At 73.8% G+C, this 24,995-nt stretch carries 22 protein-coding genes, 1 tRNA gene and 1 pseudogene; 13 read left to right on the top strand and 11 right to left on the bottom strand.

Going from position 1 to position 24,995, the window contains the following annotated elements:
• Positions 1 to 7: 7 nt before the first annotated feature.
• The 4 genes from AB0H28_RS26230 to AB0H28_RS26215 all read left to right on the top strand — a co-directional run bounded on the left by AB0H28_RS26230 (position 8) and on the right by AB0H28_RS26215 (position 7,548).
• A complete protein-coding gene (locus tag AB0H28_RS26230; RefSeq protein ID WP_358045413.1) occupies positions 8 to 3,595 on the top strand; it encodes an SDR family NAD(P)-dependent oxidoreductase in 3,588 nt (1,195 codons plus the stop codon).
• 22 nt (positions 3,596 to 3,617) lie between these two features.
• On the top strand, positions 3,618 to 4,961 hold the full coding sequence (locus AB0H28_RS26225) for an MATE family efflux transporter (protein WP_358045410.1): 1,344 nt from the start codon (positions 3,618 to 3,620) through the stop codon (positions 4,959 to 4,961).
• Positions 4,962 to 4,990: 29 nt separating this feature from the next.
• Positions 4,991 to 6,415, top strand: a complete 1,425-nt coding sequence (locus AB0H28_RS26220; protein WP_358045407.1) for a condensation domain-containing protein — start codon at positions 4,991 to 4,993, stop codon at positions 6,413 to 6,415.
• A gap of 101 nt (positions 6,416 to 6,516) precedes the next feature.
• Positions 6,517 to 7,548 (top strand): sporulation protein, encoded by a 1,032-nt coding sequence (locus tag AB0H28_RS26215; protein ID WP_358045404.1) that lies wholly within the window; start codon positions 6,517 to 6,519, stop codon positions 7,546 to 7,548.
• Between the two features lie 63 nt (positions 7,549 to 7,611).
• Here the strand turns inward: AB0H28_RS26215 and AB0H28_RS26210 are convergent, their stop codons facing one another.
• Positions 7,612 to 7,947, bottom strand: coding sequence for a hypothetical protein (locus tag AB0H28_RS26210; RefSeq protein ID WP_358045509.1), 336 nt, complete (start codon positions 7,945 to 7,947; stop codon positions 7,612 to 7,614).
• 311 nt (positions 7,948 to 8,258) lie between these two features.
• Between AB0H28_RS26210 and AB0H28_RS26205 the strand changes: the two genes are divergently transcribed.
• Positions 8,259 to 8,681: a hypothetical protein gene (locus AB0H28_RS26205; RefSeq protein ID WP_358045401.1), complete on the top strand. Its 423-nt coding sequence runs from the start codon at positions 8,259 to 8,261 to the stop codon at positions 8,679 to 8,681.
• Between the two features lie 56 nt (positions 8,682 to 8,737).
• Here the strand turns inward: AB0H28_RS26205 and AB0H28_RS26200 are convergent, their stop codons facing one another.
• Positions 8,738 to 10,954, bottom strand: a complete 2,217-nt coding sequence (locus AB0H28_RS26200; protein WP_358045506.1) for an AAA family ATPase — start codon at positions 10,952 to 10,954, stop codon at positions 8,738 to 8,740.
• Between the two features lie 243 nt (positions 10,955 to 11,197).
• The gene (locus tag AB0H28_RS26195) at positions 11,198 to 12,307 is read right to left on the bottom strand and encodes a sigma-E factor regulatory protein RseB domain-containing protein (protein ID WP_358045398.1); all 1,110 of its coding nucleotides are present in this window, start codon (positions 12,305 to 12,307) and stop codon (positions 11,198 to 11,200) included.
• A gap of 95 nt (positions 12,308 to 12,402) precedes the next feature.
• On the opposite strand from AB0H28_RS26195, the gene AB0H28_RS26190 reads away from it, so the two are divergent.
• A complete protein-coding gene (locus tag AB0H28_RS26190; protein WP_358045395.1) occupies positions 12,403 to 13,059 on the top strand; it encodes a response regulator transcription factor in 657 nt (218 codons plus the stop codon).
• Positions 13,056 to 14,477 carry a HAMP domain-containing sensor histidine kinase gene (locus tag AB0H28_RS26185; protein WP_358045392.1) on the top strand — a complete coding sequence of 474 codons (1,422 nt, stop codon included), beginning with the start codon at positions 13,056 to 13,058 and terminating at the stop codon, positions 14,475 to 14,477. Before AB0H28_RS26190 ends, AB0H28_RS26185 begins: the two co-directional genes overlap by 4 nt.
• 4 nt (positions 14,478 to 14,481) lie before the next feature.
• Here AB0H28_RS26185 and AB0H28_RS26180 read toward each other — a convergent pair whose 3' ends face one another.
• Positions 14,482 to 16,197: a tetratricopeptide repeat protein gene (locus tag AB0H28_RS26180; RefSeq protein ID WP_358045389.1), complete on the bottom strand. Its 1,716-nt coding sequence runs from the start codon at positions 16,195 to 16,197 to the stop codon at positions 14,482 to 14,484.
• A 48-nt stretch (positions 16,198 to 16,245) separates the two neighbouring features.
• Positions 16,246 to 16,716 carry a MarR family transcriptional regulator gene (locus AB0H28_RS26175; protein ID WP_358045386.1) on the bottom strand — a complete coding sequence of 157 codons (471 nt, stop codon included), beginning with the start codon at positions 16,714 to 16,716 and terminating at the stop codon, positions 16,246 to 16,248.
• A 50-nt stretch (positions 16,717 to 16,766) separates the two neighbouring features.
• On the opposite strand from AB0H28_RS26175, the pseudogene AB0H28_RS26170 reads away from it, so the two are divergent.
• Together AB0H28_RS26170 and AB0H28_RS26165 are read left to right on the top strand one after the other, a co-directional pair.
• Positions 16,767 to 17,287, top strand: a pseudogene (locus AB0H28_RS26170) (VOC family protein).
• A gap of 48 nt (positions 17,288 to 17,335) precedes the next feature.
• Positions 17,336 to 18,235: a hypothetical protein gene (locus tag AB0H28_RS26165; protein ID WP_358045384.1), complete on the top strand. Its 900-nt coding sequence runs from the start codon at positions 17,336 to 17,338 to the stop codon at positions 18,233 to 18,235.
• Here the strand turns inward: AB0H28_RS26165 and AB0H28_RS26160 are convergent.
• Together AB0H28_RS26160 and AB0H28_RS26155 are read right to left on the bottom strand one after the other, a co-directional pair.
• Positions 18,201 to 18,719 carry a potassium channel family protein gene (locus AB0H28_RS26160; protein ID WP_358045382.1) on the bottom strand — a complete coding sequence of 173 codons (519 nt, stop codon included), beginning with the start codon at positions 18,717 to 18,719 and terminating at the stop codon, positions 18,201 to 18,203. The genes AB0H28_RS26165 and AB0H28_RS26160 overlap by 35 nt on opposite strands.
• A 106-nt stretch (positions 18,720 to 18,825) precedes the next feature.
• Entirely contained in the window at positions 18,826 to 18,999 is a 174-nt protein-coding gene (locus AB0H28_RS26155) for a DUF4236 domain-containing protein (protein WP_064498970.1), read from the bottom strand.
• A 587-nt stretch (positions 19,000 to 19,586) separates the two neighbouring features.
• Here AB0H28_RS26155 and AB0H28_RS26150 point away from each other — a divergent pair.
• On the top strand, positions 19,587 to 20,150 hold the full coding sequence (locus tag AB0H28_RS26150; protein WP_358045379.1) for a flavin reductase family protein: 564 nt from the start codon (positions 19,587 to 19,589) through the stop codon (positions 20,148 to 20,150).
• A gap of 9 nt (positions 20,151 to 20,159) precedes the next feature.
• Here the strand turns inward: AB0H28_RS26150 and AB0H28_RS26145 are convergent, their stop codons facing one another.
• On the bottom strand, positions 20,160 to 20,615 hold the full coding sequence (locus tag AB0H28_RS26145) for an Rrf2 family transcriptional regulator (protein ID WP_358045376.1): 456 nt from the start codon (positions 20,613 to 20,615) through the stop codon (positions 20,160 to 20,162).
• A 7-nt stretch (positions 20,616 to 20,622) separates the two neighbouring features.
• Positions 20,623 to 21,540 carry an AraC family transcriptional regulator gene (locus AB0H28_RS26140; RefSeq protein ID WP_358045373.1) on the bottom strand — a complete coding sequence of 306 codons (918 nt, stop codon included), beginning with the start codon at positions 21,538 to 21,540 and terminating at the stop codon, positions 20,623 to 20,625.
• Between the two features lie 156 nt (positions 21,541 to 21,696).
• Here AB0H28_RS26140 and AB0H28_RS26135 point away from each other — a divergent pair, with 156 nt between their 5' ends.
• The gene (locus AB0H28_RS26135) at positions 21,697 to 22,473 is read left to right on the top strand and encodes a glucose 1-dehydrogenase (RefSeq protein ID WP_358045370.1); all 777 of its coding nucleotides are present in this window, start codon (positions 21,697 to 21,699) and stop codon (positions 22,471 to 22,473) included.
• 75 nt (positions 22,474 to 22,548) lie between these two features.
• Here AB0H28_RS26135 and AB0H28_RS26130 read toward each other — a convergent pair whose 3' ends face one another.
• Positions 22,549 to 22,980 carry an SsgA family sporulation/cell division regulator gene (locus tag AB0H28_RS26130; protein ID WP_007457244.1) on the bottom strand — a complete coding sequence of 144 codons (432 nt, stop codon included), beginning with the start codon at positions 22,978 to 22,980 and terminating at the stop codon, positions 22,549 to 22,551.
• A gap of 273 nt (positions 22,981 to 23,253) precedes the next feature.
• On the opposite strand from AB0H28_RS26130, the gene AB0H28_RS26125 reads away from it, so the two are divergent.
• Both AB0H28_RS26125 and AB0H28_RS26120 read left to right on the top strand, forming a co-directional pair.
• On the top strand, positions 23,254 to 23,787 hold the full coding sequence (locus AB0H28_RS26125) for a TIGR02611 family protein (protein ID WP_358045367.1): 534 nt from the start codon (positions 23,254 to 23,256) through the stop codon (positions 23,785 to 23,787).
• Between the two features lie 50 nt (positions 23,788 to 23,837).
• Positions 23,838 to 23,909 (top strand) — tRNA-Val (locus tag AB0H28_RS26120).
• A 69-nt stretch (positions 23,910 to 23,978) separates the two neighbouring features.
• Here AB0H28_RS26120 and AB0H28_RS26115 read toward each other — a convergent pair.
• Complete coding sequence (locus tag AB0H28_RS26115; protein ID WP_358045504.1) at positions 23,979 to 24,932, bottom strand: site-specific integrase; 954 nt, start codon at positions 24,930 to 24,932, stop codon at positions 23,979 to 23,981.
• Positions 24,933 to 24,995 lie beyond the last annotated feature (63 nt).

The following is a 24,995-nucleotide window of genomic DNA, read 5'->3' as shown; positions in this document are numbered from 1 at the left end:
TCACCGCATGGACACGGACATCGCGGTCGTCGGCCTGTCGGTCGAGGTCCCCGGCGCCAACGACCTGGACAGCTTCTGGCAGATCGTCAGTTCCGGCGCGAGCCTCACCCGGCCGTTTCCCGTCGACCGCCGCCAGAAGCTGCGCGAATACATCAGTTATCTGCGGGCCACCAGCATCGAGCCGGTGCCCGACCCGGACATCGAATATCACAACGGCTGTTTCCTCGACGAGGTCGACACGTTCGACCACACCGTCTTCGGCATGAATCCGCGGCAGGCCGCGCTCACCGATCCGCACCACCGGATGGTGATGCGCGCGATGTTCCTCGCGCTGGAGGACGCCGGCTACGGGTTCGACCGGCTGCGCGGCAGCCGGACCGGGGTCTTCGTCGGATTCGCGGTCAACCCCGGATCGACCTATCTGGACTACATCTGCCGGGTCGACCCCAACAACGGCCAGCAGGCCATCACCGGCAACATCCCGGCGATGCTGGCGAACCGGCTGTCGCACCTGCTGGACCTGCGCGGCCCGAGCCTGGTGGTGGACACCGCCTGCTCGGCCACCCTGGTCGCGGTGCACCAGGCCAAGAACGCCCTGCTCGCCGGCGACTGCGAGATGGCCGTGGTCGGCGGCGCGCGGATCGTCTTCTCCCCGGTCAAGCACCCGCACTCGAACATCGGCATCGAGTCCTCCGACGGGGTCACCCGCACCTTCGACGAGGCCGCCGACGGCACCGGCTTCGGCGAGGGTTCCGGCTCGGTGGTCCTCAAGCGGATGTCGCAGGCGCTCGCGGACGGCGACCGCATCTACGCCGTGATCAAGGGCAGCGCGGTCAACCACGACGGCAACACCGAGGGGATCACCAACCCCGACTCCGACTCGCAGGCCGACCTGCTCGACGCCGCCTGGCGCAACGCCCGCGTCGACCCCCGGACGCTCGGCTACCTGGAAGCCCACGGCACCGCCACCCGGGTCGGCGACCCGATCGAGCACGAGGGGATGAAGCGGGCCTTCGCCCGGCACACCAGCGACCGGGGCTTCTGCGCGGTCGGCACGGTCAAGGCCAACGTGGGGCACCTGTTCGAGGGCTCCGGCGTGCTCGGGCTGATCAAGGCCATCGCGGTGCTGCGCAACCGGATGATCCCGCCGCAGGCCAACTTCAAGAACCCCAACCCGAAGCTCGACTTCGCCGCCGGGCCGCTCTACGTCTCCACCAGCCTGCGGCCGTGGGAGTCGCCGGACGGGCCCCGGCGGTGCGGGGTCAGCGCGTTCGGCCTCGGCGGCACCAACGCCCACGTCGTCGTCGAGGAATACGTCGCCCCGCCGCCACCGGCTCCGGCCGGCGGTGGGCCGTACCTGTTCACGCTCAGCGCGGCCACGCTGAAGTCGCTGGTCCGCCTCGGCGAGAGCTACGTGCGGTTCATCGACGCCGCCGGGCTCGACGGCGTCGACATCGCCGACGTCTGTCACACCAGCCAGGTCTCGCGCAGCAGCCACCGGCACCGGGCCGCGTTCGTCGTGCACGACGTCGCCGACCTGCGCCGGCAACTTGTCGCCTCGCTCGCCGACGGGGCGACGCCGCCACCCGCCGGCCCGCTCGGCGACGAGGCCCGCCGCTACCTGGCCGGCGAACCGGTCGACTGGCGCCGGGTGTCACCGGGCCCACGCCGGATCGTCCGCCTCCCCGGGTACGTCTTCGACACCGTTCCCGCCTGGGTGCAGTTCCCGGACACCTGGCGCGATCAGCTCTCCCTCGGCACCGCCGACGAGGAGCAGCCGGTCACCCACGACGCGGTCTTCGAGCCCGCGCCCGAACCGGCGGAAGCGGCGGGCGCGGCTCGCGTGCTGGCCCTGGTCGACCCGGACACCGACGCCGGGGAACTGCTCGCCGCGACCGGCCTGGACCTGCGCGTGCTGCGTCTCGGCGAGCCGGTACGCCCCGACGGCGCCCCCTTCGACGCCGGCTCGGCCGGCTCCCACGCGGAGATCGCCGACCTGGTCGGCGAGACCCGGATCACCCACGTGGTGCACGCGCTCGGCTTCGACGCCGCCCCCGCCACCGACCTCGCCGAACTGAACCGGCGCACGGCCAAGAACCTGGACAGTCTCTTCCACCTCACCAAGGCGCTGATGGCCGCCGGCGTCAAGCTGGAGCTGACCGTGCTCACCCGCCGGGCCGTCTGCGCCCGTGACGGCGAACCCGACGTGGTGGTGGAGAACGGCGCGCTCGTCGGCTTCGGCAAGGTCATCGGCCGCGAGTACCCGTACCTCGGGGTCACCCACCTGGACGCGGACGCGGCGGCGTCGGCCGACGCGGTCCGGGCGGAGATCCTCTCCCCGGAGCGCGGCGTGTTCCTGCTGCGCGACGGCCGGCGTTTGCACGAGGTCTTCGTGGAGGTGCCCGAGGTCGACACCGACGGCCCGCAGGTCTACCTGCGGCCGGGCGGCACCTACCTGGTCACCGGCGGCACCGGGGCGCTCGGCCTGGCCGTCGCCCGGTCCTTCGCCACCCGGCAGCCCGGGGTGAACCTGGTGCTGCTCAGCCGCTCCGGGCTGCCGCCGCGCGCCCAGTGGCCGGACCTGCTCGCCGCGCCGGGCGGCGACGCCCGCGCGGCCCGCGTCCGGGCGGTGCGCGACCTTGAGGACCTCGGCGCGCAGGTGCGGGTGGTGGCCGCCGACGCCGGCGACCCGACCGCCCTGGCCGAGGCGGTGGCCGGCATCCGCGCCGAGTTCGGCCGCGTCGACGGCGTCGTGCACGCCGCCGGCCTGCCCGGCGGCAGCACCGTCATGTTCCGCGAACCCGCCGACTTCGACGCGGTGGTCCGGGCGAAGCTGCACGCCGCGTTCCACCTGGAGGAGTTGACCCGCGACGACCCGCCGGACTTCGTCGTGCACTTCTCGTCGGTGGCCTCGGTGTTCCCCGCACCGGGGCAGGCCGACTACGCGGCGGCCAACTACTACCTGGACAACGTCGCCCGGGCGCGGGCCGGCGGGCCGACCCACGTGATCGCCCTGGACTGGGTCGCGTGGAAGGAGATCGGCATGGCCGTCGACCACGGCACCAGCGGCGACACCATGTTCCGGGCCCTGCCGACCGCGACCGCGCTGGAGATCCTCGACGCCGGCCTGCGCTCCGGGCGGTCCCGGCTGTTCGCCGGGGAACTGCACTACCGGGGCGAGCTGATCCACCTGCTGCGCTCCTACGACGTGCGACTGGCCCCGGACATCGACGCGAAGGTCGACCGGGAGATGCAGGCGCTGGAGCAGCGGCTCAGCCAGGCCGCCGAGAAGATCCGGGCCACCGTCGACGCGGTCGCGGTGGAGCTGGAGGGACGGCCGGACGGTGACTACACCGACGTGGAGCGGTCGGTGGCGCAGTGCCTGGCGCTCGCGTTCGGCTATCCCGCGCTCGACGTGGAGGCGGACTTCTTCGACCTGGGCGGCGACTCGATCATGGCCGCCTCGGTCGCCAACACCATCGCGGTCCGCCACGGCGTGACGTACGACGTGGCGGACCTGCTCGCCGACCGCACCGTCGCCGAGATCGCCTACCACGTCGAGGACCTGGTCGCGTTCGCGGCCGACACCGTCTGAACGACACCGATCGGAGGGTGGCATGTCGGACATGACCACCGGGCCGGCGCTGCGCCGCATCGTCGGCTTCGCCCTGCCGCTGACCGCCGCCAACCTGCTGCAACAGGGCTACCTGCTGGTCGACAGCATCGTCGTCGGTCGCTACGTGGGGGTCGAGGGACTGGCCGTGGTCGGTGCCTGCGGGCCACTGTTCTATCTGCTCAATGCCATGTTCATCGGGCTCGGCACGGCGTTCACGATCCGGCTGGCCCACCTGACCGGCGGGCAGCAGGTCGACCGCCGGCGCGACGTGGTCGCCGCCCTGGCCCTGCTCACCGTCGTCTGGTCGGCCGGCTGCGTGGTCCTGGCCACGCTGCTTGTCGACCCGGCGCTGGCGCTGATGGGCATCGACGGCCGGCTCGCCGCCGACTCGGCCCGGTTCTTCTCCACCCTGGCCATCGGCTTCCCCGGGATCTTCGGCACCGCCGCGGTCAGCGCCTACTTCCGCGGGCTGGGCGACTCCCGGTCGGCGATGTGGGTGCAGGGCGTCGGCAGCATCGCCAACTTCGTCCTGGTCTGGGTCTTCGTCGCCGTGCTCGGCGGGGGAGTGGCCGGCGCGGCGCTCGCCACCGGGGTTGCCAGCACGGCCGCCCTGGTGGTCGGCCTGGTCTGGGCCGCCCGCGCCCACCCGGTCCGCCGGCGCGGGCCGCGCCCGGCGGTCCGCCGGGAACTCGTCGACGCCGCCCGGCTGGGGCTTCCGCTGGCCAGCCAGCACATCGTGCTCGCCGTCGGGATCATGGTGCTGGTCGGGATCATCCAGTCGTACGGGGAGGTGGTCCTCGCCGCCTTCACCATCGTGTCCCGCATCGAGCTGTTCACCGGGCTGCTGTTCCTCGACTTCTCCGGCGCGGTGACCGCCTTCGCCGCGCAGAACCTCGGCGCGGGCGACCTGGCGCGGGCCCGCGACGGGCTGCTGCGCACCATCCGGCTGACCGCCGTGCTGTCGGTGGTCGTCACCGGTGCGGTGCTGGTGGCCCGGGCCCCGCTGGCCGCCGTCTTCACCGACGACCCGGCGACCCGCGACCTGACCGGACGCTATCTGACGATCATCTACCCATTCCTGATCCTCTACACCGTCATGGTGGTCGTCCACGGCTACCTCAACGGCTCGGGCCGGACCACCGCGCCGCTGATCTGCACGCTGATCGCCTTCGTCGGGGTGCAGATCCCGTTCGCCTGGCTGCTGAACGGCCCGTTCGGCATCGACGCCGTGATGTGGGCGGTGGTGGCCAGTTGGACCGCCGGACTCACCTACAGCGTGCTGTGCCTGCGCCGGGTCCTGTTCACCCGCCCGGCGCCCGAACCGGTGCCCGCCACCGTGCCCTGACCCGCCCACCCTTCCCGTGAGGACACCTGTTGATCACACGTCGTAGCGCCGAGGTCACCTTCCACGCCGGCGCCGACCGGTCCGCCCACCTGACCTGGGGACAGCAGGGCACCTGGGACGTCTTCCGGCAGTGGCTGCCGGAGATGAAGCCGTTCTTCGTGCTGACCCGGTGGCTGCCCGTACCCCTGCTGCTGGAACTCGACGACGTGCTGGCGCAGCTCGCGCACCTGCTGGAGCGGCACGAGTCGCTGCGGACGGTCTTCCCCGCCGGCGCGGCCGGCGAGGGCAGCCAGCACGTGCTCGGCCGGGGCGTGACCCCGGTCGAGGTTCTCGACCGGCCGGACGGTGACCCGGTCAGCTTCGCCGACCTGGTCACCGACTTCGTCCGGGAGGCCGGCACCACCCCGTTCGACCACGAGACCGACCTGCCGATCCGCTTCCGGGTCGCCACCCACGAGGGCGTACCGGTCCTGGTGATGTTCGCGGTCTCGCACCTGGCCGCCGACCACCTCAGCGCCGACCTGCTCGTCACCGAGCTGACCGAGCTGCTGCGCGCCCGGGCCGACGGCGCCGCCGCCCCGCCCGCGCGACCGGCGACGCAACCGGTCGACCTGGCGGCCTTCGAACGTTCCGTCGACGGGCAGCGTCTCAACGTCGACGCGCTCGCCCACCTGCGCGACCAGCTCGCCCGGCTGCCGGTCGCGCCGCTGCCGCCCCGGGCCGCCCCGGCCACCCCCCGGCACTGGCGCGGCGAACTCGCCTCCGACGCCGCCGCCGCGGCGCTGCGGCTGGCCGCCCGGCGCCTGCGCGCGAGCACCTCGGTCACGCTGCTGGCCATCACCAACGTGCTGGTCCGCACGTTCTGCGCCGCGCCGGCCTATCCGCTCGACATCATGCAGAGCAACCGCGCCGCGCCGACGCTGCGGCACACCGTCACCAGCCTCAACCAGGCCGTCCGCCTCGCCATGGACGTCTCCGGCGAGACCTTCGACGACCTGCTCGGCCACGCCCGTACCGCGATGACTGCCGCGATGCGACATGCCCGCCACGACGGCCGGGCCGCCGCGCGCGTCGCCCGCGACGCCGCCGACGCGGCCCCGCACCCGCTGCCGGTCGGCGGGCAGTTCAACGACCGGTGGTCGCTGACACCCCGACCCACCGGCACCCCGCCGGGCCTGGCGGACCTGCCCGGGCTGACCGGGCGGACCACCTTCGACTGGCCGCAGAAGGCCGCCGCGGAGGGCATGCCGCTCTACGTCGACGCCAGCGGCCCCGCCGACCGGATCCACCTGTCGCTGATGGCGGACACCGCGCTGCTCACCCCCGCCGACATCCGTGGCTTCCTGTACGCCGTCGAACAGATCGCCGTCGAGTTGGCCGGCGGCGACGTGAGCCTGCGCCGGGTGACGGAAATCTACGACGGGCACCGGATGTGCGACGCGGCCGAACGGTGACCGGGCGCGCCTCTCAGACACTTCCCAGCGTCGCCGGTTAGGGTGCCCTCACCAAGCGTCCGACGGTCCATGTCGGAGCGCCGTCCCCGCGGGAGTGACCGATGGTCTTCAAGAAGATGTTGAGCGCGTTCGGCGTGGGCGGGCCCAGCGTCGACACCGTGCTCGCCAACCCGAACACCCGGCCCGGGCTGGCCCTGGACGGGCACGTCAACCTCGTCGGCGGCGACGCGCCGGCACGCATCGAGCAGATCAGCGTCGGCCTGGTCACCCGGGTCGAGATCGAGGGCGGCGACACCGAGTACGCCGGCGTCATGGAGTTCCACCGGATGCCGGTCAGCGGCGCGTTCGAGCTGGCCCCGAAGCAGCAGCTCGCCATCGGGTTCCAGTTGCCGGTGCCGTGGGAGACCCCGATCACCGACGTCTACGGCCAGCGGCTGCACGGCATGACGATGGGCCTGCGCACCGAGGTCGCGGTGGCCCGGGCGGTCGACAAGTCCGACCTGGACCAGGTGTCGGTGCACCCGCTGCCGGTCCACGAGCGGATCCTCGACGCGTTCCAGGCGCTGGGTTTCCGGTTCAAGCACGCCGACCTGGAGCGCGGCCACATCTACGGCGTGCCGCAGACGCTGCCGTTCTACCAGGAGATCGAGTTCTTCGCCGCGCCGCAGTACGCGCAGACCGTCACCGAGGTCGAGCTGACGTTCGTGACCAGTCAGCAGGGCGTCGAGGTGATCCTGGAGTGCGACAAGCGCGGCGGCTTCCTCAGCGCCGGGCACGACGTCTTCGGCCGATACTCCGTCCCGCACAGCGACGCCGCCCGCACCGACTGGACGCAGGTCGTGGATGGCTGGCTGCGGGAGACCACCTCGCGCTACGGCGGCCTGCGCGCCCAGGGCTTCGGCGGGCAGGGCCACTACGGCGCCCCCGGCCACTACGGCGCGCCGGGCCACTACGGCGCGCCCGGTCACTACGGCGCGCCGGGCCACCACGGCCGACGCGGCCCGGGCATGGGCGGCGTGGTGGCGGGCGCGGCGCTGGGCGTGGCCGGCGGCCTGGTCGCCGGCGAGATGCTGGACGACGCGTTCGGTGGCGACGACGACGGCGGCGACTTCGGAGACTTCGGCGAGGAGTGACGACGCGCGACGACGCCACCGGGACGGGTCCCGGGGGCGTCGCCGTCGGCGTGCCGGCGCGGGTCAGTGCCGGCCCTGACGCTCCTTGCCGGAGCGGCGCGCGCTGCCCGCCTTGGACAGGCCGCGGCTGACCAGGTACGCGCCGGTCAGCCCGGTCAGGTACCACCACGCCTGGTTCGGGTTGTTGATGTTCAGGCCGTTGGTGGCGGCGCCCCGCCAGAAGGCGGCGATCACGACGACCGTGACGGCTGCGGCGTACACCCAGAACTCGGTGGTCAGGAACGCCTGCTTCGTCTCGGTGCCCGGGCTGGGCATCTGCTCCCGGTGGCCGTCGTGCATCGACGGCATCGGACGGGTCGCGGTGTCCTGCATGTTCGCCCGGCTCTGGACGTCGGACATGGGCCGGTTCATCGGCCTGGTGGATGCAGCCTGCGTGCTCATCTGGTCCTCCTCAGGATTTGATGAGTCGTTACCTGCACACCCTCGCCCCGCTACCGCAGGTCGGCCACGGCACGGTTCGCGCTCTGTGGCGGGGGCACCCACCGTCTACCCGGCCCCCGAGACAAGGTAACCGCCGGACTCCGGCGGTCTCCGCGCCTCGCTCAGATTCGGACATCAGGCGCTTTCCGCCCCGCGCGTCGCCGGTTTCAGCCCTCGGCCCACGGGCACGCAACACCGATACCCACACCGAGAGCTGCGAGGTGGTTGACGTGCGTGAGGACGACATCCGGCAGGACGCCGCCCGGCGGGCCGAGCAGCGGGTCGCCGGCGGGGTCTACGGCGAGGGCGCGCTCGACGAGGTCACCGTGCCGCAGACCGACGTGGAGCGGACGATCCAGGAGTCGGATCCGGACGACCCGGCGCACGTGCCGGTCGACCCGACCGTGCTGCGCGACGGCGGACCGACCCGGGGCCAGGGCGCGGTCACCACGACCGGCGGGACGGCCGGCCCGGCCAGCGTGCGTCGGGTGGCCCGGCAGCCGGAACAACACCCGGGCAAGGTGGCCCCGACCACCACCGGCGACGCGACCACCGGCGGCTTGAGCACCCCCGCCGGCGGCTCCACGAGTGACGCCTCCACACCGGGCGCCCAGGTCGCCAACGTCACCGACGAGGGCGCCAACCCCGGCTGAGCCGTCGGTGAGAAGGGGCCCCTTCTCTACCGGAGGCGTTAACAAGGGGCCCCTCCTTACCTCCGGAGGATGCCGAGGCGTTGGGTGGCGCGGGTGAGGGCGACGTACAGGTCGCTGTGGCCGCGCGGGGACTCGGCGACGATCCGGTCCGGGTCGACCACCAACACCGAGTCGAACTCCAGGCCCTTTGCCTGCTCGGTGGTGAGCACCACCACCCGGTTCGCCAGCTCCGGCTGCTCGCCCACGGCCGCCTCCGGCAGCGCCGCGACGACCGCCGCGCCCAGCTCCGCCACCCGGCCGGTCGGCACGATCACGCCGAGCCGCCCGTCGCCGAGCGAGGCGGCCTCCCGGGCGGTCGCCTCGACCAGTTCGGCGACGAGCCGGTCCGCCACGACGGTGCGGTCCCACGGGGGTACGCCGGTGGCGCGTACCGAGCGGGGTGGGCGCAGCGCCGGGTCGATCTCGGCGAGCACCTCGGCGGCGACCGCCATGATCTCGGCCGGGGTGCGGTAGCTGACGGTCAGCTCCTCCAACCGCCACCGGTCCGCCACGTACGGGGCGAGCGCCTCACCCCAGGACGGGGTGCCGGCCAGCGCGCCGGTCTGCGCCACGTCCCCGACGATCGTCATCGACCGGCTCGGGCAGCGCCGCATCAGCAGCCGCCACGCCATCGGCGAGAGTTCCTGCGCCTCGTCGACGATCACGTGCCCGAACGCCCAGGTGCGGTCCGCGGCGGCGCGCTGGGCGGTGGTGAGCCGGTCGGACTCCTCCTGCCGCTCGGAGAGCCGGGCGGCGTCGATCAGGTCGGTCACGCCGAGGATCTCACCGCCGTCGGCCTCGTCCTCGACGTCGATCGAGCGGGAGCCGCGCCAGATCTCCAGCACGCCCTCGGCGTACTCGCGTTCCATCGCGCGGATCCGCTCGCGGCGGGCGGCGGCGGCCCGCTCGTCCTCGCCGAGCAGCTCGGCGGCCTCGTCGAGCAGCGGCACGTCGGCCGCCGTCCAGCCGCCGGGCTCCCGGTGCAGGGCGGCCCGCTCGTCGTCGGTGAGCATCGGCGCGGCGGTGGCGATCCGCTCCGGCGAGGCGAACAGGTCGGCGAGCAGGCGCTGCGGGGTGAGCACCGGCCACAGTTCGTCGAGCGCGGCCACGATCTCCGGCTCCTCGCGCAGCTCGCGGCGGATCTCCGCCCGGTCGGCCTCGGAGAGCAGGTTCTCCCCGCCGAGCGGGTCGGCGCCGATCCGCTCGGCCACCTGGTCGGCGAGCGCGTGCACCACCTCGATGTCGAACAGCGCCCGGGCCAGGTTGTGCGGGCGGCCGGTGCGGCGGACCCGGTCGCGGGCCCGGCGCACCGTCTCCGGGTCGAGCGTGAGCACCTCCCGCTGGGGCAGCTCGATGGTGATCGGCTCGGCGGGCACCCACTGCCGGTCCCGGACCGCGGCGGCGAGCACCTCGGTCAGCACCGCACGCCCCTTGAGCGCGGCGGTGGTGGCCGGCTCGGCGCGTCGCGCGTGCACACCGGGAAACAGGTCGGCCTGGGTGCGCAGCAGCACGCCGGTCTCGGCCAGCGCCGGGAGCACCTGGGAGATGTAGCGCAGGAACGTGGCGTTCGGGCCGACCAGCAGCACACCCCGGGTGGAGAGCTGCTGGCGGTGGGTGTAGAGCAGGTACGCGGCCCGGTGCAGCGCCACCGCGGTCTTGCCGGTGCCCGGCCCGCCCTGCACCACCATGACGCCGGGCAGGTCGGCGCGGATGATCCGGTCCTGCTCGGCCTGGATCGTCTCGACGATGTCGCGCATCCGGCCGGTACGCCCGGCGTTGAGCGCGGCGAGCAGCGACGCCTCGCCGGTGACCTCCTCGTGCGCGGTGGGGGAGGCGGCGGCGATGTCCAGCACCTCGTCGTTGAGCCCGGTGACCTTGCGGTCGCGGGTGCGCAGGTGCCGCCGTCGGCGTATGCCCTGCGGGTTGGCGGCGGTGGCGAGGTAGAACGGGCGGGCGGCCGGGGCGCGCCAGTCCATCAGCAGCGGGTCGTAGTCGCCGGCGGTGTCGAAGATGCCGATCCGGCCGATGTAGCGGGTCGCGCCGTCGTCGCCGTCGAGGCGGCCGAAGCAGAGGCCGGACTCGACCGCGGAGAACTGCTCGACCTGGTCGGCGTACATGGCGACGGTGGCGTCGCGCTGCGAGCGCGCCTGCTGGGTGCCACCGGTGCGGCGCAACTCCTCGTCGAGCCGGCGGGCGGCCTGCTCCCGCAGCCCGTCCAACCGGTCGTAGAGCATCGAGACGTACTCCTGCTCGCGACCGATCTCGTCGCGGTCCTGGTGCAGGTCACCCGACACGTCGGAGTGCGTTGACAAGCCGGCTCCTCATTGACTAGAATTGCCGCAGGAATGGCATTCGAATGCCATTCCTTTTTTGTGTCTGAACTGAGAAAGATAGCGCGTCGCCCGCCATCGCACCAAGCCCGGACACGGCTCGGGCCCGGCCGGCGTCCGCCGGCCGGGCCCGAGCCCCGTGATCGATCAGCCCTTCGCGGCCTGGTAGAGCCGCTCCGGCGTGACCAGGCCGGCGACCACCCGGCCGTCGTCGGTGAGCAGCACGCTGAACAGCTTGCCGCTGAGCAGCCGGCCGCTGCCCCAGTCGCCGCTGACCTTCGGCAGGTCGCCGAGCACCTTGGCGAGCATGTCCGCGTCCGGCGCGTCCGCGCCGGCCTTCGCGCCACCGGCCACGTCGCCGAGCTTGGCGACCACCACCGTGGTCCAGCCGGTGCCGACGGTACGCACGTCCGGCCGCTGCCCATCGGCCGTGCCGTCCTTGGACGTCCGGCCGGCCGGGCCGGGGCGCGCCTCGGCCGACTCCTCGGTGACCCGCACGCCGGGCGGCGGGTTGAACCGGAACTGGTCGGCGGCCGGGGTGCGGAAGTCGACCTGGGTGAACGCCACCTCGAACGCCGGTTCGTCCTGCCCGTCGGCGAGCACCTCGAAGCGCAGCGGCACGTGCTCCTTCGCGTCCAGCGCGATCCGCACCTGGTGCACCAACGACGCCTTGTCGCGCGGCGTGAGCACCAGCTCGTACGCGTCCCGCCCGGCCACGGTGGCCGAACGGCCGACGGTGACCGCGGTGGTCGGGTCGATCGCGGCCAGCGCCTGCTGGGCGGCGTCCGCCGGGGTGGCCGGCGCGGACGGCACGTCCTTGCCGTCGGCCGGCAGCTCGCGGTGCACGGCGGTGTTCTCCCGGCTGTTCCAGGTCCACACGTCGCGCCCGTTGTGCAGCACGTCCTGCTCGCCGAGCGTGTCGACCAGGGCGATCCGCTGCCGGTCCTCGCCGCCATACCAGACGCGCAGCGTGTGCGTGCCGCTGACCAGGCCGGCGAGCTGGTTGCCGGTGGCCTTCCCGGCGAGCGCGGCGATCGGCGGCAGGCCGAGGTCGGCGCGCTGCACGACGGTGCCGGAGAGCCCGTCCAGGCGCGACGTTCGCAGGTCGTCCAGGAGCTGGGCGGCGCTGCGCGGCGGCAGGGCCGGGTCGGCGCCGGCGGCGAACGTGCCGACGGCGGCGCCGCCGCCGATCACGGCGACCCCCGCGGTCACCGGGACCAGCCAGCGCAGCACGGCGCGGTTCTTCATCACGGACATAGTGTGCACCTCCTGCGCTCCATGCTGCGGGATCGTCGCTGTGACGACGCTGAGGAGTTCCCCTACGGGTGACCCGGTGGTGGCACCCTGGACCGGTGCGGTTGCTGGTGGTGGAGGACGAGACGCGGCTGGCCGGGGCGCTGCGCCGGGGCCTGTCGGCGGAGGGGTTCGTGGTCGACGTGGCGGCCACCGGCCCGGCCGGGCTGGACGCCGCGCGGCACGGCGACTACGACGCGATGATCCTCGACGTGATGCTGCCCGGCCTCTCCGGCTACGAGGTGGTGCGCCGGTTGCGCGCCGAGCAGCGCTGGCTGCCGGTGCTGATGCTCTCCGCCAAGGACGGCGAGTACGACCAGGCCGACGGCCTCGACTGCGGCGCCGACGACTACCTCACCAAGCCCTTCTCGTACGTGGTGCTGCTGGCCCGGCTGCGGGCGTTGCTGCGCCGGGGCGCGCCCCGGCGGCCAGCCGTGCTGACGGTCGGGGACCTGCGCCTGGACCCGGCCCGGCGGCGGGTGACCCGGGCCGACGCCGAGGTGGTGCTGACCACCCGCGAGTACGCGCTGCTGGCCTACCTGATGCGCCGGCCCGGTGAGGTGGTGTCGAAGACGGAGCTGCTGGACCACGTCTGGGACGCCGCGGTGGACACCGCCCCGAACGCGGTGGAGGTCTACGTCGGCTACCTGCGTCGCAAGATCGGCCGGGAGCGGTTGGAGACGGTCCGCGGCGCCGGCTACCGGCTGGTGACGTGAATCGCCCTCGTCTCGGCCTGCGGGCCCGGCTGCTCGCGCTGGGTGTGCTGGGGCTGGTGCTCGGGTTCGCGCTCGGCGGCGCGCTGCTGCTCGGCGCGCTCGGCTGGACGCTGCAACGGTCGGTCGACGCGGAGGCGCTGCGCACCGCGGACGCGGTCGCCCTGCTCGCCGCCGAGGACGCGTTGCCGGATCCGCTGCCGGTGGCCGGCGGGCAACTGCGGGTGCAGGTGGTGGACGCGCAGGGGCGGATCCGGGCCGCGTCCATCGACGCGGACCGGCTGGTGCCGATGCTCGGCCCGGGCGAGCTGCGCCCCGGTCAGGCGCAGCGGCTGGTGGTGGACGGTCGGCGGGTCGGGCTGTCCGGGCCGGTGCGGGTGGTGACGGTGCCGGCGGGCACGCCGCAGGAGCCGCGCACGGTGCTGGTGGCGAAGTCGCTGTCGGACGTGCGGCACAGCCTGCACGTGGTGCGCAACCTGCTGCTGGTCGGCTTTCCGCTGCTGGTGGCCGGGTTGGCGGTGGTGGCCTGGCGGGTGGTGGGCGCGACCCTGCGCCCGGTGGAGGAGCTGCGCAGCGGCGCCGCCGAGATCACCGGCCGGGCCGGGGCGGAGCGGCTGCCGGTGCCGGCCGGGCAGGACGAGATCCACCGGCTGGCGGTGACGCTCAACGACATGCTGGACCGGCTGGCCGCGTCCCGGGACCGGCAGCGGGCGTTCGTCGCCGACGCCGCGCACGAGCTGCGCAGCCCGCTGACCAACATGCGCACCGAGCTGGAGGTGGCCCGGCGGCTCGGTGCCGACACCGACTGGCCGGCGGTGGCCGACGACCTGCTCGCCGACACCGAACGGCTGAGCCGGCTGGTCGACGACCTGCTGCTGCTGGCCCGCCTGGACGAGCAGGCGCCGGCGGAGCGCCGACCGGCCGACGACGGGCGTCCGGCCCGGCCGGCGGCGGTGGGTCCGGTGGAGTTGGGCGAGCTGCTGCGCGCGGTGGCCGACCGCTGTCCGTCCCCGCCGGTGCGGCTGGTGGCGCCGGCCGGGGCCTGGTGGACCGAGGGGGATCCGGGGGAGTTGCGCCGGGTGCTGGTGAACCTGGTGGAGAACGCGCTGCGACACGCGCACGCCGAGGTGCGGCTGTCGGTCACCGGCCCCCAGGGGGCGTACCACCTGGTGACGGTGACCGACGACGGGCCGGGCATCCCGGTGGCGGACCGGGAGCGGGTGTTCGCCCGGTTCACCCGGCTGGACGACGCGCGGGCCCGCGACGCCGGCGGCGCGGGCCTCGGCCTGGCCATCGTGCGGGAGCTGGTGCGGCGGGCCGGCGGGACGGTGGAGCTGGCCGACGCGACGCCGGGCGCCCCCGCGCCGGGGCTGCGGGTGACGGTACGACTGCCCGCGCTCGTCGAGCCGGAGCCGGAGTGACCGCTCAGCGCCGCCGTTTCGTGCAGGTCGGGCCGGTGCGGGCGACCGTGTCGGTGGACCAGACCAGCGCCACGGTGAAGCAGTAGTCGGTGGTGCGGTCGAGCCCGTAGGCGATGTAGTCGGCCGAGCCGGCGGGCAGCGTCTCGAACGTGCGTTGCGGCTGGCCGGCCCGGCCACCGGCGACCACCACCGGGCCCTCCGCGCCGGGCGGGTAGGTCCAGCTCAGCACGATGCTGTCGCGCCGGTCGGTGAGCGTGAACCGGCCCGGCGGGGTGCCCGGGGAGGCGGCCGGCGGCCCGCTCGGGGTGGGGCGGGCGGAGGCGGGCGGCGGTTTGCCGGACGCGGCGCCCGACGGCGCGGCCGGGGTGTCCCGGCCGTCGTCCACCCGGGACACGCCGGCGATGACGGCGATGGTGCCGAGCAGCAGCGCCACCACCACGCCGAGCACCGCCAGCGGCAGCCAGGGCCGCTCCCGCCGGGGGGCGGCGGGCGGCCGGGGCACGTGCACCGGCAGGTAACGCGACGGCGCCTCCACCGGCGGCGTGACCCGGCGTACGCCGGCCGGCTCGTCGTCGGTGAGCCCGGCCACGGTCGGCGGCAGCGCACCCGCAGCGGGCTGCCAGGACTGCTCCGCCGGGTCGTCCGGCTGCCAGGACTGCTCCGCCGGGTCGTCCGGCTGCCAGGGCGGGCCGGCCGGCTCGTCGTGCCTCCAGGGCTGCTCCGCACGCCCGCCGGGCCGCCAGGGCTGCTCCGCCGGCCCGTCCGGTCGCCACGGTTGCTCGCCCGGCTCGTCCGGTGGCCACGGGTAGTCGTCGAACGCGTCGCCGTCGGCCTCCGGCGGGGTGCGCGGCGTGGGCACGTGGGTGGGGTCGGCCGTCCGGCCGGGCGGATGGTAGAGCGGCGTCTCGACCGGGTCGTCGAGCGCGGGCGGGAGGTAGGGCGGCAGGTCGGGAGGACCTTCGGCGGACTCCGGGACCCGGGCGGCGGGCACCACCGGCGTCCGGGGTGCGGGCGGCTCGGGCGCGGCGCAGACGTGATCCGGGTCGGCGGCGGCCCGGGCCAGGCCGGCCACCTGGACGGCGAGCGGGTCGTCCACGGCCAGGTGCGCACGGCACAGGTCCTCGGCGAGCGCCAGGTGCTCGTGCGCGTCGGCGTACCGGCCGCAGTCGCGTTCCATCGCGCCGAGCTTGGCCAGCATCTTGATGCCGCTGGGATGGCCGTCGCCGTAGACCTCGCGGTGCAGCTCCCAGGCGTCGGTGAGCCGGTCGCGGGCCACCTCGCACTGGCCGCGGGCGTATTCCACAGTGGCCAGGTCGGCGTGCGCGGCGAGCACCCGCTGCGACTCCGGCCCGTCACGGGCGGTCAGCTCGATGATGACGTCGGAGTAGAGGCGGGCGGCGCGGGCGTCGCTGCCGACCCGGTGCAGCACCGCGGCGAGCGTCGCGGCGGCGGTGACGGTGCGCTCGTCGGAGCGCCCGAACAACCGGGTGGCCGCCGCGTACGCGAACGCGGCCCAGCCCCGGGCGGAGTGCGGCTCGCCGAGCGCGACGAGCAGCCGAGCCTGCAGGCCGGCCGCCTCGGTCAGCTCGGGGGAGGCGTTGCCGGGGCGGGGGTCGGCGTCGCTGAGCGCGTCGGCGAGCAGTCGTTGCGCGCCGGTGAGGTCGCCTTCGGACACCAGTTGGTGCGCCTGGACGGTCAGGTCAGCGAAGCCGGAGGACACGCCCCATCGTGCTCATCCGGCGACGGTATGTACAACCCCCGGAGTGGATCAGTTTGGTTCCGATCCGGTCAGGTGCTGGGCGAGCGTTTCGCTGATCCGGCGGAGCTGGTCGACCTGGGCCGGGCTGAGCGCGTCGAACAGGTGCCGGCGTACCCCGTCGACGTGGCCGGGCGCGGCGGCGGCGAGGGTGGCGAAGCCGTCGTCGGTGAGCACGGCGAGCTGGCCACGCCGGTCGGTGGGGCAGTCCTCCCGGCGGACCCAGCCGGCGGCCTCCAGCCGGGCGGCGGCGTGCGAGAGCCGGCTGCGCGACGAGCCGGTGACCTCGGCCAGATCGCTCATCCGCAGCCGCCGGTCGGGCGCCTCGGAGAGCCGGACCAGGATCTCGTAGTAGGCGTGCGGCAGGCCGGCGTCGCGTTGCAGCTCGCGGTCGAGCGTCTCCATCAGCGCGCGGGAGGCGGCGAGGAAGGCCCGCCAGGTCCGCTGCTCGTCGGGGTTCAGCCACCTGGTCATGTCGCCCATCATAGCGTCTATAGTTGAACACTCAACAAAACCGCGCTACCGTCGGTGTCATGGGAATCCACCGGCTCAACCACGCCGTCCTCTACGTCAGTGACCTGGAGCGCAGCGTCGCCTTCTACCGCGACGTGCTGGGCTTCCGCCGGGTTCCGATGACGCCCGACGGTTTCGCGGCGCCGCCTTCCTCCAGGCGCCCGACTCCACAAACGACCACGACCTCGGGCTGTTCTCCGTCGGCGCGGCGGCCCGGGCGTCCGAGGCCGGGCGCGGCGCCGTCGGCCTCTACCACCTCGCCTGGGAGCTGGACACGCTCGACGAGCTGGCCGCCACCGCCGAGCGGCTGGCCGCCGCCGACGCCCTGGTCGGCGCGTCCGACCACGGCACCACCAAGAGCCTCTACGGCCGCGACCCCGACGGGCTGGAGTTCGAGATCGTCTGGATCGTCCCGGCGAACCTGCTGGACGACGCCGCGCTCGCCGCCCGCAAGCGGATCGGCCGGCTCGACCTCGACCGGGAACGGCAACGCTACGGCGGCCAGACCCGCGGCGGCGTGGGCGTCTCCGTACCCGCCTGAGCGGGGTTCGCCGGCACGAGGCTCGCGCGGTGCGGTAGAAACGGCACCATGCCGACCGACGACGTCCTGCGCGAGCTGCTCGTCCGCCAGCTCGACCACTGGCTGCCCGCGGCCCTGCACCGCGCGCGGCGGGCCACGCTCGCGCTCGCGTACGCCGGGGATGCCGTCGCCGGTGCGGAGGCCGCGCTGGGCGTGGTGGGCGAGTTCGCCGACCGGCTGCGCGGGCGGCGGTTGACCGTGCTGGTGCTGGCCGACGGCGACACCGAGCTGCCGACCCGGATCGGCGCCGCCGAGGTCACCCTGCCGGCCGACGTCGCCGTGCACGTGGTGCCCGGGCGGCCCGACCGGCTGCCGGTGGCGCTCAAGGCCGCCGGCGCGGCCGGCGCGCCGCTGCTCGCCGTGGTCGACGGCGGCGAGCCCGACCCGGCGCTGCTGGCCGCCGTCGCGTCCGGTCGCCCGGCCGAGCTGCTGCTGGCCACCGACGCCGGGCGGTCGCTGCGCCCGGCGCTGACCGCCGCCGGCTTCCCGCTGGTCACCGAGGTCGAGCTGGTGCCCGAGGACGGACCGGCCCGGCTGCTCGGCTACGGCACCGGCTCCGACCGGGGCCTGGAGGCGCTGAAGGAGGCGCTCTGGGCGGTCGACGAGTATGCCGGGGTGCGCTACCGCGACCCGGCCGACCCGGCGGGGAAGCTGCTCGACATCAGCCTGGACCCGGAACCCGGGCCGCTGCGCCGCGAACTGCTGGCCGAGCTGGCCCGCTCCGGCCCGCGCACGGTCACCGAGCTGCGCCGGTTCGCCGCCACCGCCACCGTCTACCGGGCCGCCGACGCCAACCGCGCGCTCGCCTCGCTGCTCGACGGCGGCGCGGTGACCCGCGACCCGGAGCCCGGCCGCCTCGGCGGGGACGTGGTGATCAGCGCCGCGCCGAGCGCGGGGTCATCTGCCTGAACACCACCGACGCGCCGGTGGCCACCACGCCGATGCTGAACACCATCTGGGCGCAGACCGCCACCCGGGCGATCTGCCCCTGGGCGTGCACGTCGCCGTAGCCGATCGTGGTGAGCGTGGCCAGCGCGAAGTAGAGCGCGTCGACGCGGGTGCGCAGCCCGGCGAACTCACCGGGCCGGGTGTTCGCCACCACGTAGTCGGCCAGCGCGAAGACCAGCAGCCCGGCGACCAGCGCCACCGCGAGCCGGGTCAGCGCCCGGTCCTCGTCCCGGCCGGTCGGCTGGTCGCGGCCGATCTGACGGCGGACCTGACCGGTGACCAGGAACGCGACCACGGCCACCAGCAGCAGCGTGCCGGCCGACCGCAGGGCCAGTCGCAGGCCGTTCGGGTCCGCCTCGACCGGCACCAGGAAGTAGCCGGCCAGCAGCAGCGCGCAGGCCGCCGCGGCCCGGCGCCGCGCCCGCCGCAGGGTCGGGTCCGCCATGTCGCGATTCTCCGCCGGGCGGGCGGCGTCGTCGGCGGAACGGCGAATGTCGAAACGACGAACGGGGCGCCGGCGCATCGCCGGCACCCCGTTCCTCGCCCGGGACTCAGGCCTTGTCCTGCTTCCAGGACAGCGGCCCCGGAAGGTCCACGCGGTGGGCGCGGGTGTTCGAGTTCCAGGACCAGCGGCCGATCTTGATGCTCCACGAGGAGAACCCGTTCTGGGTGAAGTGGAGGATCAGCGGGCCGTACTTCTTGCGCTTGCGGAACTGGACGCCCATCGGGGGTGCCTCCTTCGTCTCCCTGCCTCTGCGGGATCGAACATGCCCGGACCGACGATTCGCGAAACCCGATCGCGTCCGGTCTGGACGGCGGGTGCAGCGGTCGGCACAATCTCTATTCATCTGGTAGGTCTTGGGGGGTGGTAGATGCTGTTTTGGAGGTGGGTCGCAGCAGAGCCAGCGACGACGTCTCGCCTGGTGGAGGAGCTTCTCCGCACCACGCTCGCGTGCACGTCAACCCGGCCCGGCGCGCGGGTGCGCTTCGCTGAGCCGATCGCCACGGTGCCGCCCGGTGTCGCGCCGGCGGTCCGGGGTAGGGAAGAGGAAGCCGTGCCCCGCCGACGCACGGGAGGCATCGATCGTGCCCGCGCCCTCGCGCAGCTCCCCGGCCCGACCGGGCTCGACCTGACCGGCCTGCCACGCCCACCGCTGCTACCCGACGGACTGGAGGCTCTCGTGGACCACGTCGTACCCCCGCCGCGCAGACCCGGGCCGCTCCGGTCCGGACCCGCCAGGCTCACGCTGCGCGAGCACCACGGCCCGCCCCGGCCGGCCGGCGTCCACGCTGCCCGAGAGCGGGTGGCGTCATGACCACCGTGGACCGCCCGGCCGCCGGCGCCGTCGAACTGCGCCCGGTCGACGTCGACTCCTTGCGCGGGCTGCTGCGTCGCCAGGCGTCCGGGGTCACCGTGGTCACCGCACCCGGCCTGCACGGCGGACGGCGCCGGCCGACGTTGCCGCCGGCCGGCTTCACCGCCACCTCGTTCACCTCGGTCTCGCTCGACCCGCCGCTGGTGTCGGTCTGCCTCGGCCGCGCGTCGTCGAGCTGGCCGACCGTCGCGCACGCCGAGCACGTGGCCGTGCACCTGCTCGCCTTCGACCAGCAGGAGATCGCGCAGATCTTCGCCACCAGCGGCATCGACCGGTTCACCGCGCACCCCGGCTGGACCACCGGGCCGTTCGGCGTGCCGCTGATCGGCGACGCGCTGGCGGTGCTGCTGTGCCGGGTGGTCCGCCGGATCGAAGCCGGCGACCACACCATCGTGCTCGGCGAGCCGCTGGCGCTCGGCGCCGGCGAGGACGGCGACCCGCTGCTGCACCACCGGGCCCGCTACGCCACCACCATCGAGGACCGGCCCGAGCCGTGGTGACCGGTCGGGTCAGCGCGGCTCCCACGCATCCGGCTGGGTGGTCAGCTTGCGCACGTGGGCCGGCAACCGGCCGCTGACCAACTCGTCCAGGCTCACCTCGTCGACCACCCGCCGCAGCGAGGCGCGCACCGCCACCCAGAGCCGGGGCAGGTTCTCCGCCGCGCCCTCGTAGCGGGTCTCCTCGGGACGCAGCCCGCGTACCCCGGCGAGCGGACCGTCGACGGCGCGCAGCACCTGGCCGACGGTGACGTCCCGTGGCGGCCGGGACAGCGTGTACCCACCTTCGGCGCCCCGCTGCGCCCGGACGATCCCGGACCGGCGCAGATCGGCCAGGACCGCTTCGAGGAACTTGCGGGGCATGTCCTGCTCCGCCGCGATGGCCTGGGTGGACAGCAGGGTGGGGTACGCGGTGGCCAGGCTCAGGGCGGCCCGGACCGCGTAGTCGCCGCGCGCGGAGATCTGCACAGTGCCATCATGCCCGGCCGGCCGGCGCCGGGGCGTCGGCGGGCGGGCGCGGACGACCCGGACGCACCGGCAGCGGCTGCTCCCGGGCCGCCCGGAACGCACCCGGACTGACCCCCACCTCCCGGGTGAAGAAACGGCCGAAGTTGGTCGGCTCGGGAAAACCGAGCCGCCGGCCGATCCGGGCGATCGGGTCATCGGTGGCGGCCAGCAGCCGGCATGCCTGCAACGCCACCCGCTCGTCGATGACCTGCTTGGCGCTGCGACCGGTCACCGCCAGGCAGGCCCGGGTGAGGGTACGCACCGAGCAACCGAGCTGGGCGGCGTAGTCCTCCACCCGCCGGGTCTGCCGGTAGCCGCGCTCCACCTCCCGGCACAACCGCCGGAACGTCTCCGCCTCGGCGCGCGGCGTCGACGCCTCCCCGGCGTGCGGCAACAGGCTCAACCGCAGCAGCAGCACGGCGAGTTGATGGCGCAGCAGCGCCGTGGCGGCGGGCACCAGCGCGTGCCGGTCGGCGTCCACGGCGAGCTGGGTCACCTCGCTGATCACCGCGTCCTCGTCCTCGCCGGCGAGCTGCCGGTGGGCGGGCACCGCGTCCGGGTCGACGTCGAGGCCGCGCAGCGCGTCCGACCCCCAGCTCACCACCGTGGCGTCGAGCTGGGTGCCGAGGCAACGCAGCGCCTGGCCCGGGCGGGCGCGCAGCAGCGTGCCGGGACGGCAGGGCACGGCCCGGAAGTCGAGTTCGGCGGTGCCGTGCCCGTGGGTGACCAGGATCAGCAGGTCACGGTCGAGCAGGACCGGCCGGGCGCGTCCGGTCGCGGGGGTGAGGTCGTCGAGCGGGCCGGTGACGATCTCGTCGGTGTCGAGGCGGGCTTCCGACAGGCCGGTGCGGGTGGCCGGCGCTGGCTGACCGGTAGTGACCATCATCGGAGACGGTAACCGGCCGGACGGCACGTTGCATCTCGACGGTTTCGCCCCGCTCGGTCGTCTTGTCGGCGCGTACCACCGGCGGATACGTTACCGGTCGGTAAGGCGCGGGCCGGTCGACGGCCGTGACCGGCGGAAAACGGCGATGGGATGGGCATGACGGATCTGTTCTCGGTCGACGGCAAGACGGTGCTGGTCACCGGCGGCTCCCGGGGCATCGGGCTGATGATCGCGCGTGGCTTCGTCCGGGCCGGCGCCCGGGTGATCATCTCCTCGCGCAAGGCCGACGTGTGCGAGTCGGTCGCCGAGGAACTCTCCGCCGAGGGGCACTGCGAGGCGATCCCGGCGGACCTGAGCAGCGACGAAGGCGCGCTCGCGCTGGCCGAGGCCGTCCGGCAGCGCCACGACCGGCTACACGTGCTGGTCAACAACGCGGGTGCCACCTGGGGCGCGCCGCTGGAGGAATACCCGGAGGGCGCGTTCGACAAGCTCTGGGCGGTGAACGTCAAGGCCGTCTTCCGGCTCACCACCGCGCTGCTGCCCGCGCTGCGCGCCGCCGCCGACCCCGACGATCCGGCCCGGGTGATCAACATCGGGTCGATCGACGGGCTGCGGGTGCCGTGGATGGAGGTGTACGCCTACTCCGCCACCAAGGCGGCCGTGCACATGCTCACCCGCGGCCTCGCCCACCAGCTCGCCGGCGAGGCGATCACCGTCAACGCGATCGCGCCCGGGCCGTTCGAGAGCAAGATGATGGCGTTCGCGCTGGACGACCCGGAGTCCCGCGCGGCCATCGAGCAGCAGGTGCCGCTGGGCCGCATCGGCCGCCCCGAGGACATGGCGGGCACCGCCATCTACCTCGCCTCACGCGCCGGCGCGTACCTCACCGGGGCGGTCATCCCGGTCGACGGCGGGATCACCACGCGCGGCTGACCCGCGTACCCCCGGGGTGCACGGCCGGGGCCGCGCGGACTCGGCAGATCCGCGCGGCCCCGGTTGTGGTCGTGCTCAGCGACCGGCGAGCAGCCGGTTCACCGCGGTGTCGACGTCCAGGTGCTCGGCCTCGCGGCCACGCGGGACGACGACGTAGGTCCGGCGCAGGAAACGCACCAGCACGCTGCGCGGGACCTCGAACAGGGCGTTGCCGTCCGGTGACGACAGCGCCAGCGCGACGAAGTCGCCGCGCGGGGTGGCCCACGGCCAGACCCGGACGTCGCCGATGCCGGCCGGCTCGTCGAGCCCGGTGACCAGCAGTTCGCGGGCGAACGACCAGCTCACCGCCTCGCCGCCGGCGGACTCGGCATGGAACAGGACATGGACCGCATACGGGTCAGCAGGGTCGTAACGCAGGCTGGCACGCACCGGCAAGGCGGTGGCGTCAGGCGCGACGAGCCTTAGCGACGTCTCGACCTCTACGGTCGTCGGTCGGATGACACTCATGGACGTTCTCCCCCCGGCACCGCTGCGGAACGCGCGTGTCCCGCTTTTCCCATACTCAGGTGCTGCTCCTGGCTACGCTCCGCCATACGCTGACTTCACCCAGTGGTGGGAAGGGGGTCGGAAAGCCCCCGGGATCACCCGACCCCGCGTAGAATTTCCGGTTCCGCCCACTCCGTCGTTCCGCCCGGCAACGGGTGGTTCAGTCGTCGACTTACTCCGGTAACGTCCAGTCGTCAGCAGGGGTGACGGTCGCGGGCGACACTGGGGGCGGAAATGGTCACGAGGAGTACCTCGGTGGCGACCAGCGCCGCGGCCGATCCGTCCGAGGATGCGGCCCGAACGGCCAGAGATCGGGGGTACGAGGTGCCGGTGGACGGCCGTTCGCGCGGCACCCTCGCCCCGCGCCGACAGCGAGGCTGGCGGACCCGCCTGCACACCACGCTCGAACTCATCCGCGCCAACCCCACCGGTCGCGTCGCCCTGAAGATCTTCATCGGCATCCTCGGCGCCCTCGTGGTCACCGTCGGCGTCGCGCTCATCCCGCTGCCCGGCCCCGGCTGGCTGCTCGTCATCGCCGGCCTCGGCGTCTGGGCGGTCGAGTTCCACTGGGCCCGCCGGCTGCTCGCCTTCACCCGCCGCCACGTCAACGCCTGGACCCGCTGGGTGACCAGCCGGTCGCTGCCGGTGCGCTTCGTGCTCGGCCTGGTCGGGCTGGTCTTCGTCTGCGTGGTGGTGTGGCTGTCGCTCAAGTACAGCTTCGGCATCGACGTGGTGGCGCGGGCGCTGCACTACCTCGCCACGCACTGAGGCCCGGTTTTTGGTCCGGCCTCTCGATCGGGTACAGTCATGGGCGCTGAGGGCGATTAGCTCAGCGGGAGAGCGCTTCGTTCACACCGAAGAGGTCACTGGTTCGATCCCAGTATCGCCCACGCAGGTAAAGGCCCCGATCACATCGATGATCAGGGCCTTTCTCCATTCCTGAGTTACTAACTGAGTGACTACGAGTCCGCAGGCCCGAAGATCGCATCCATGGCCTGTGCGCCACCGAGAAGCACCGGCCGGAGCTGGTGCCGGTAGACCTTCTCCGTGACCGTCGTTCCCGCGTGGCCGCACAGGTCCGCGATGTCTTCGAGGCTGACCCCGCTTTCGGAGAGCAACGAGACGAAGCTGTGCCGTAGCTCGCGGGGTGTCCAGGCAGCCGGATCGAGGCCGGCAAGGGTGACGACTCGGCGGAAGGCCCGGCGGACATTGGCCGCGTCGAGGGCGGTACCGAGAGTGGTCGTGAAGACCAGGCCGAGGGCTTGCCAGTCCTTGCCGGCCTTGGCCCGGTGCCGGTTCTGCTGCTCCCGGTGCAGTCGCAGCGCCGTCACGCAGCGCTGAGGAAGTGCGAGCGTCCGTCGCGACTTCTTGGTCTTGGTGTCACCGCCGGCCCGGACGGAGTGCCACACCTGGATTGAGGGCGGTAGAGGAGGGTCGAGCCTAGGCCGTCCATCAAGGTCGACGTGGTCCCAACGCAGGGCGCGTAGCTCCTCGGTGCGCGCTCCGATGAGAAGCGACAGCACCACGTAGGCGTAGATCGGCGAAGTTTCGGCCGCATTCAGGACCGCCTTCGCCTGAACGAGGGTCAGGGACTTGGAGGGGCGTCCCTCCTGGCCACGCGGGACGGTGCACAGCGCGACGACGTTGCGCTTCACCTTATCCCGGGCCATGGCTCGATTCACCGAGCGGTTGAGGCACCCGAAGAGGTCGCCGAGGGTGCGGGTGCTGAGGGTGGTCGCTTTGTCGGCTAGCCAGCGATCGACGTCCTGGGCGCGAAGCTCGCGCAGCTTCCGAGCGCCCAACGCCGGGATGATGTGGGTACGGCACAGGATCTCGCACTTGGTCTTGGTGCGGTCTGATCGGCCGTTGAGTCCGTAGGTCGGGACTGTACAAATAACGGCTGATCGACCGATCAAGGGAGAGACGCCAGATGACGACCGAGACCACCGTGGGACAGCCGGCCGCTGAGCCGTCGG

It is taken from the genome of Micromonospora sp. NPDC050980, assembly GCF_040653835.1.
Taxonomy (GTDB): domain Bacteria; phylum Actinomycetota; class Actinomycetes; order Mycobacteriales; family Micromonosporaceae; genus Micromonospora.
The sequence above is the reverse complement of the archived record's forward strand: the minus strand, read 5'-3'. Positions and strand labels throughout refer to the sequence as shown.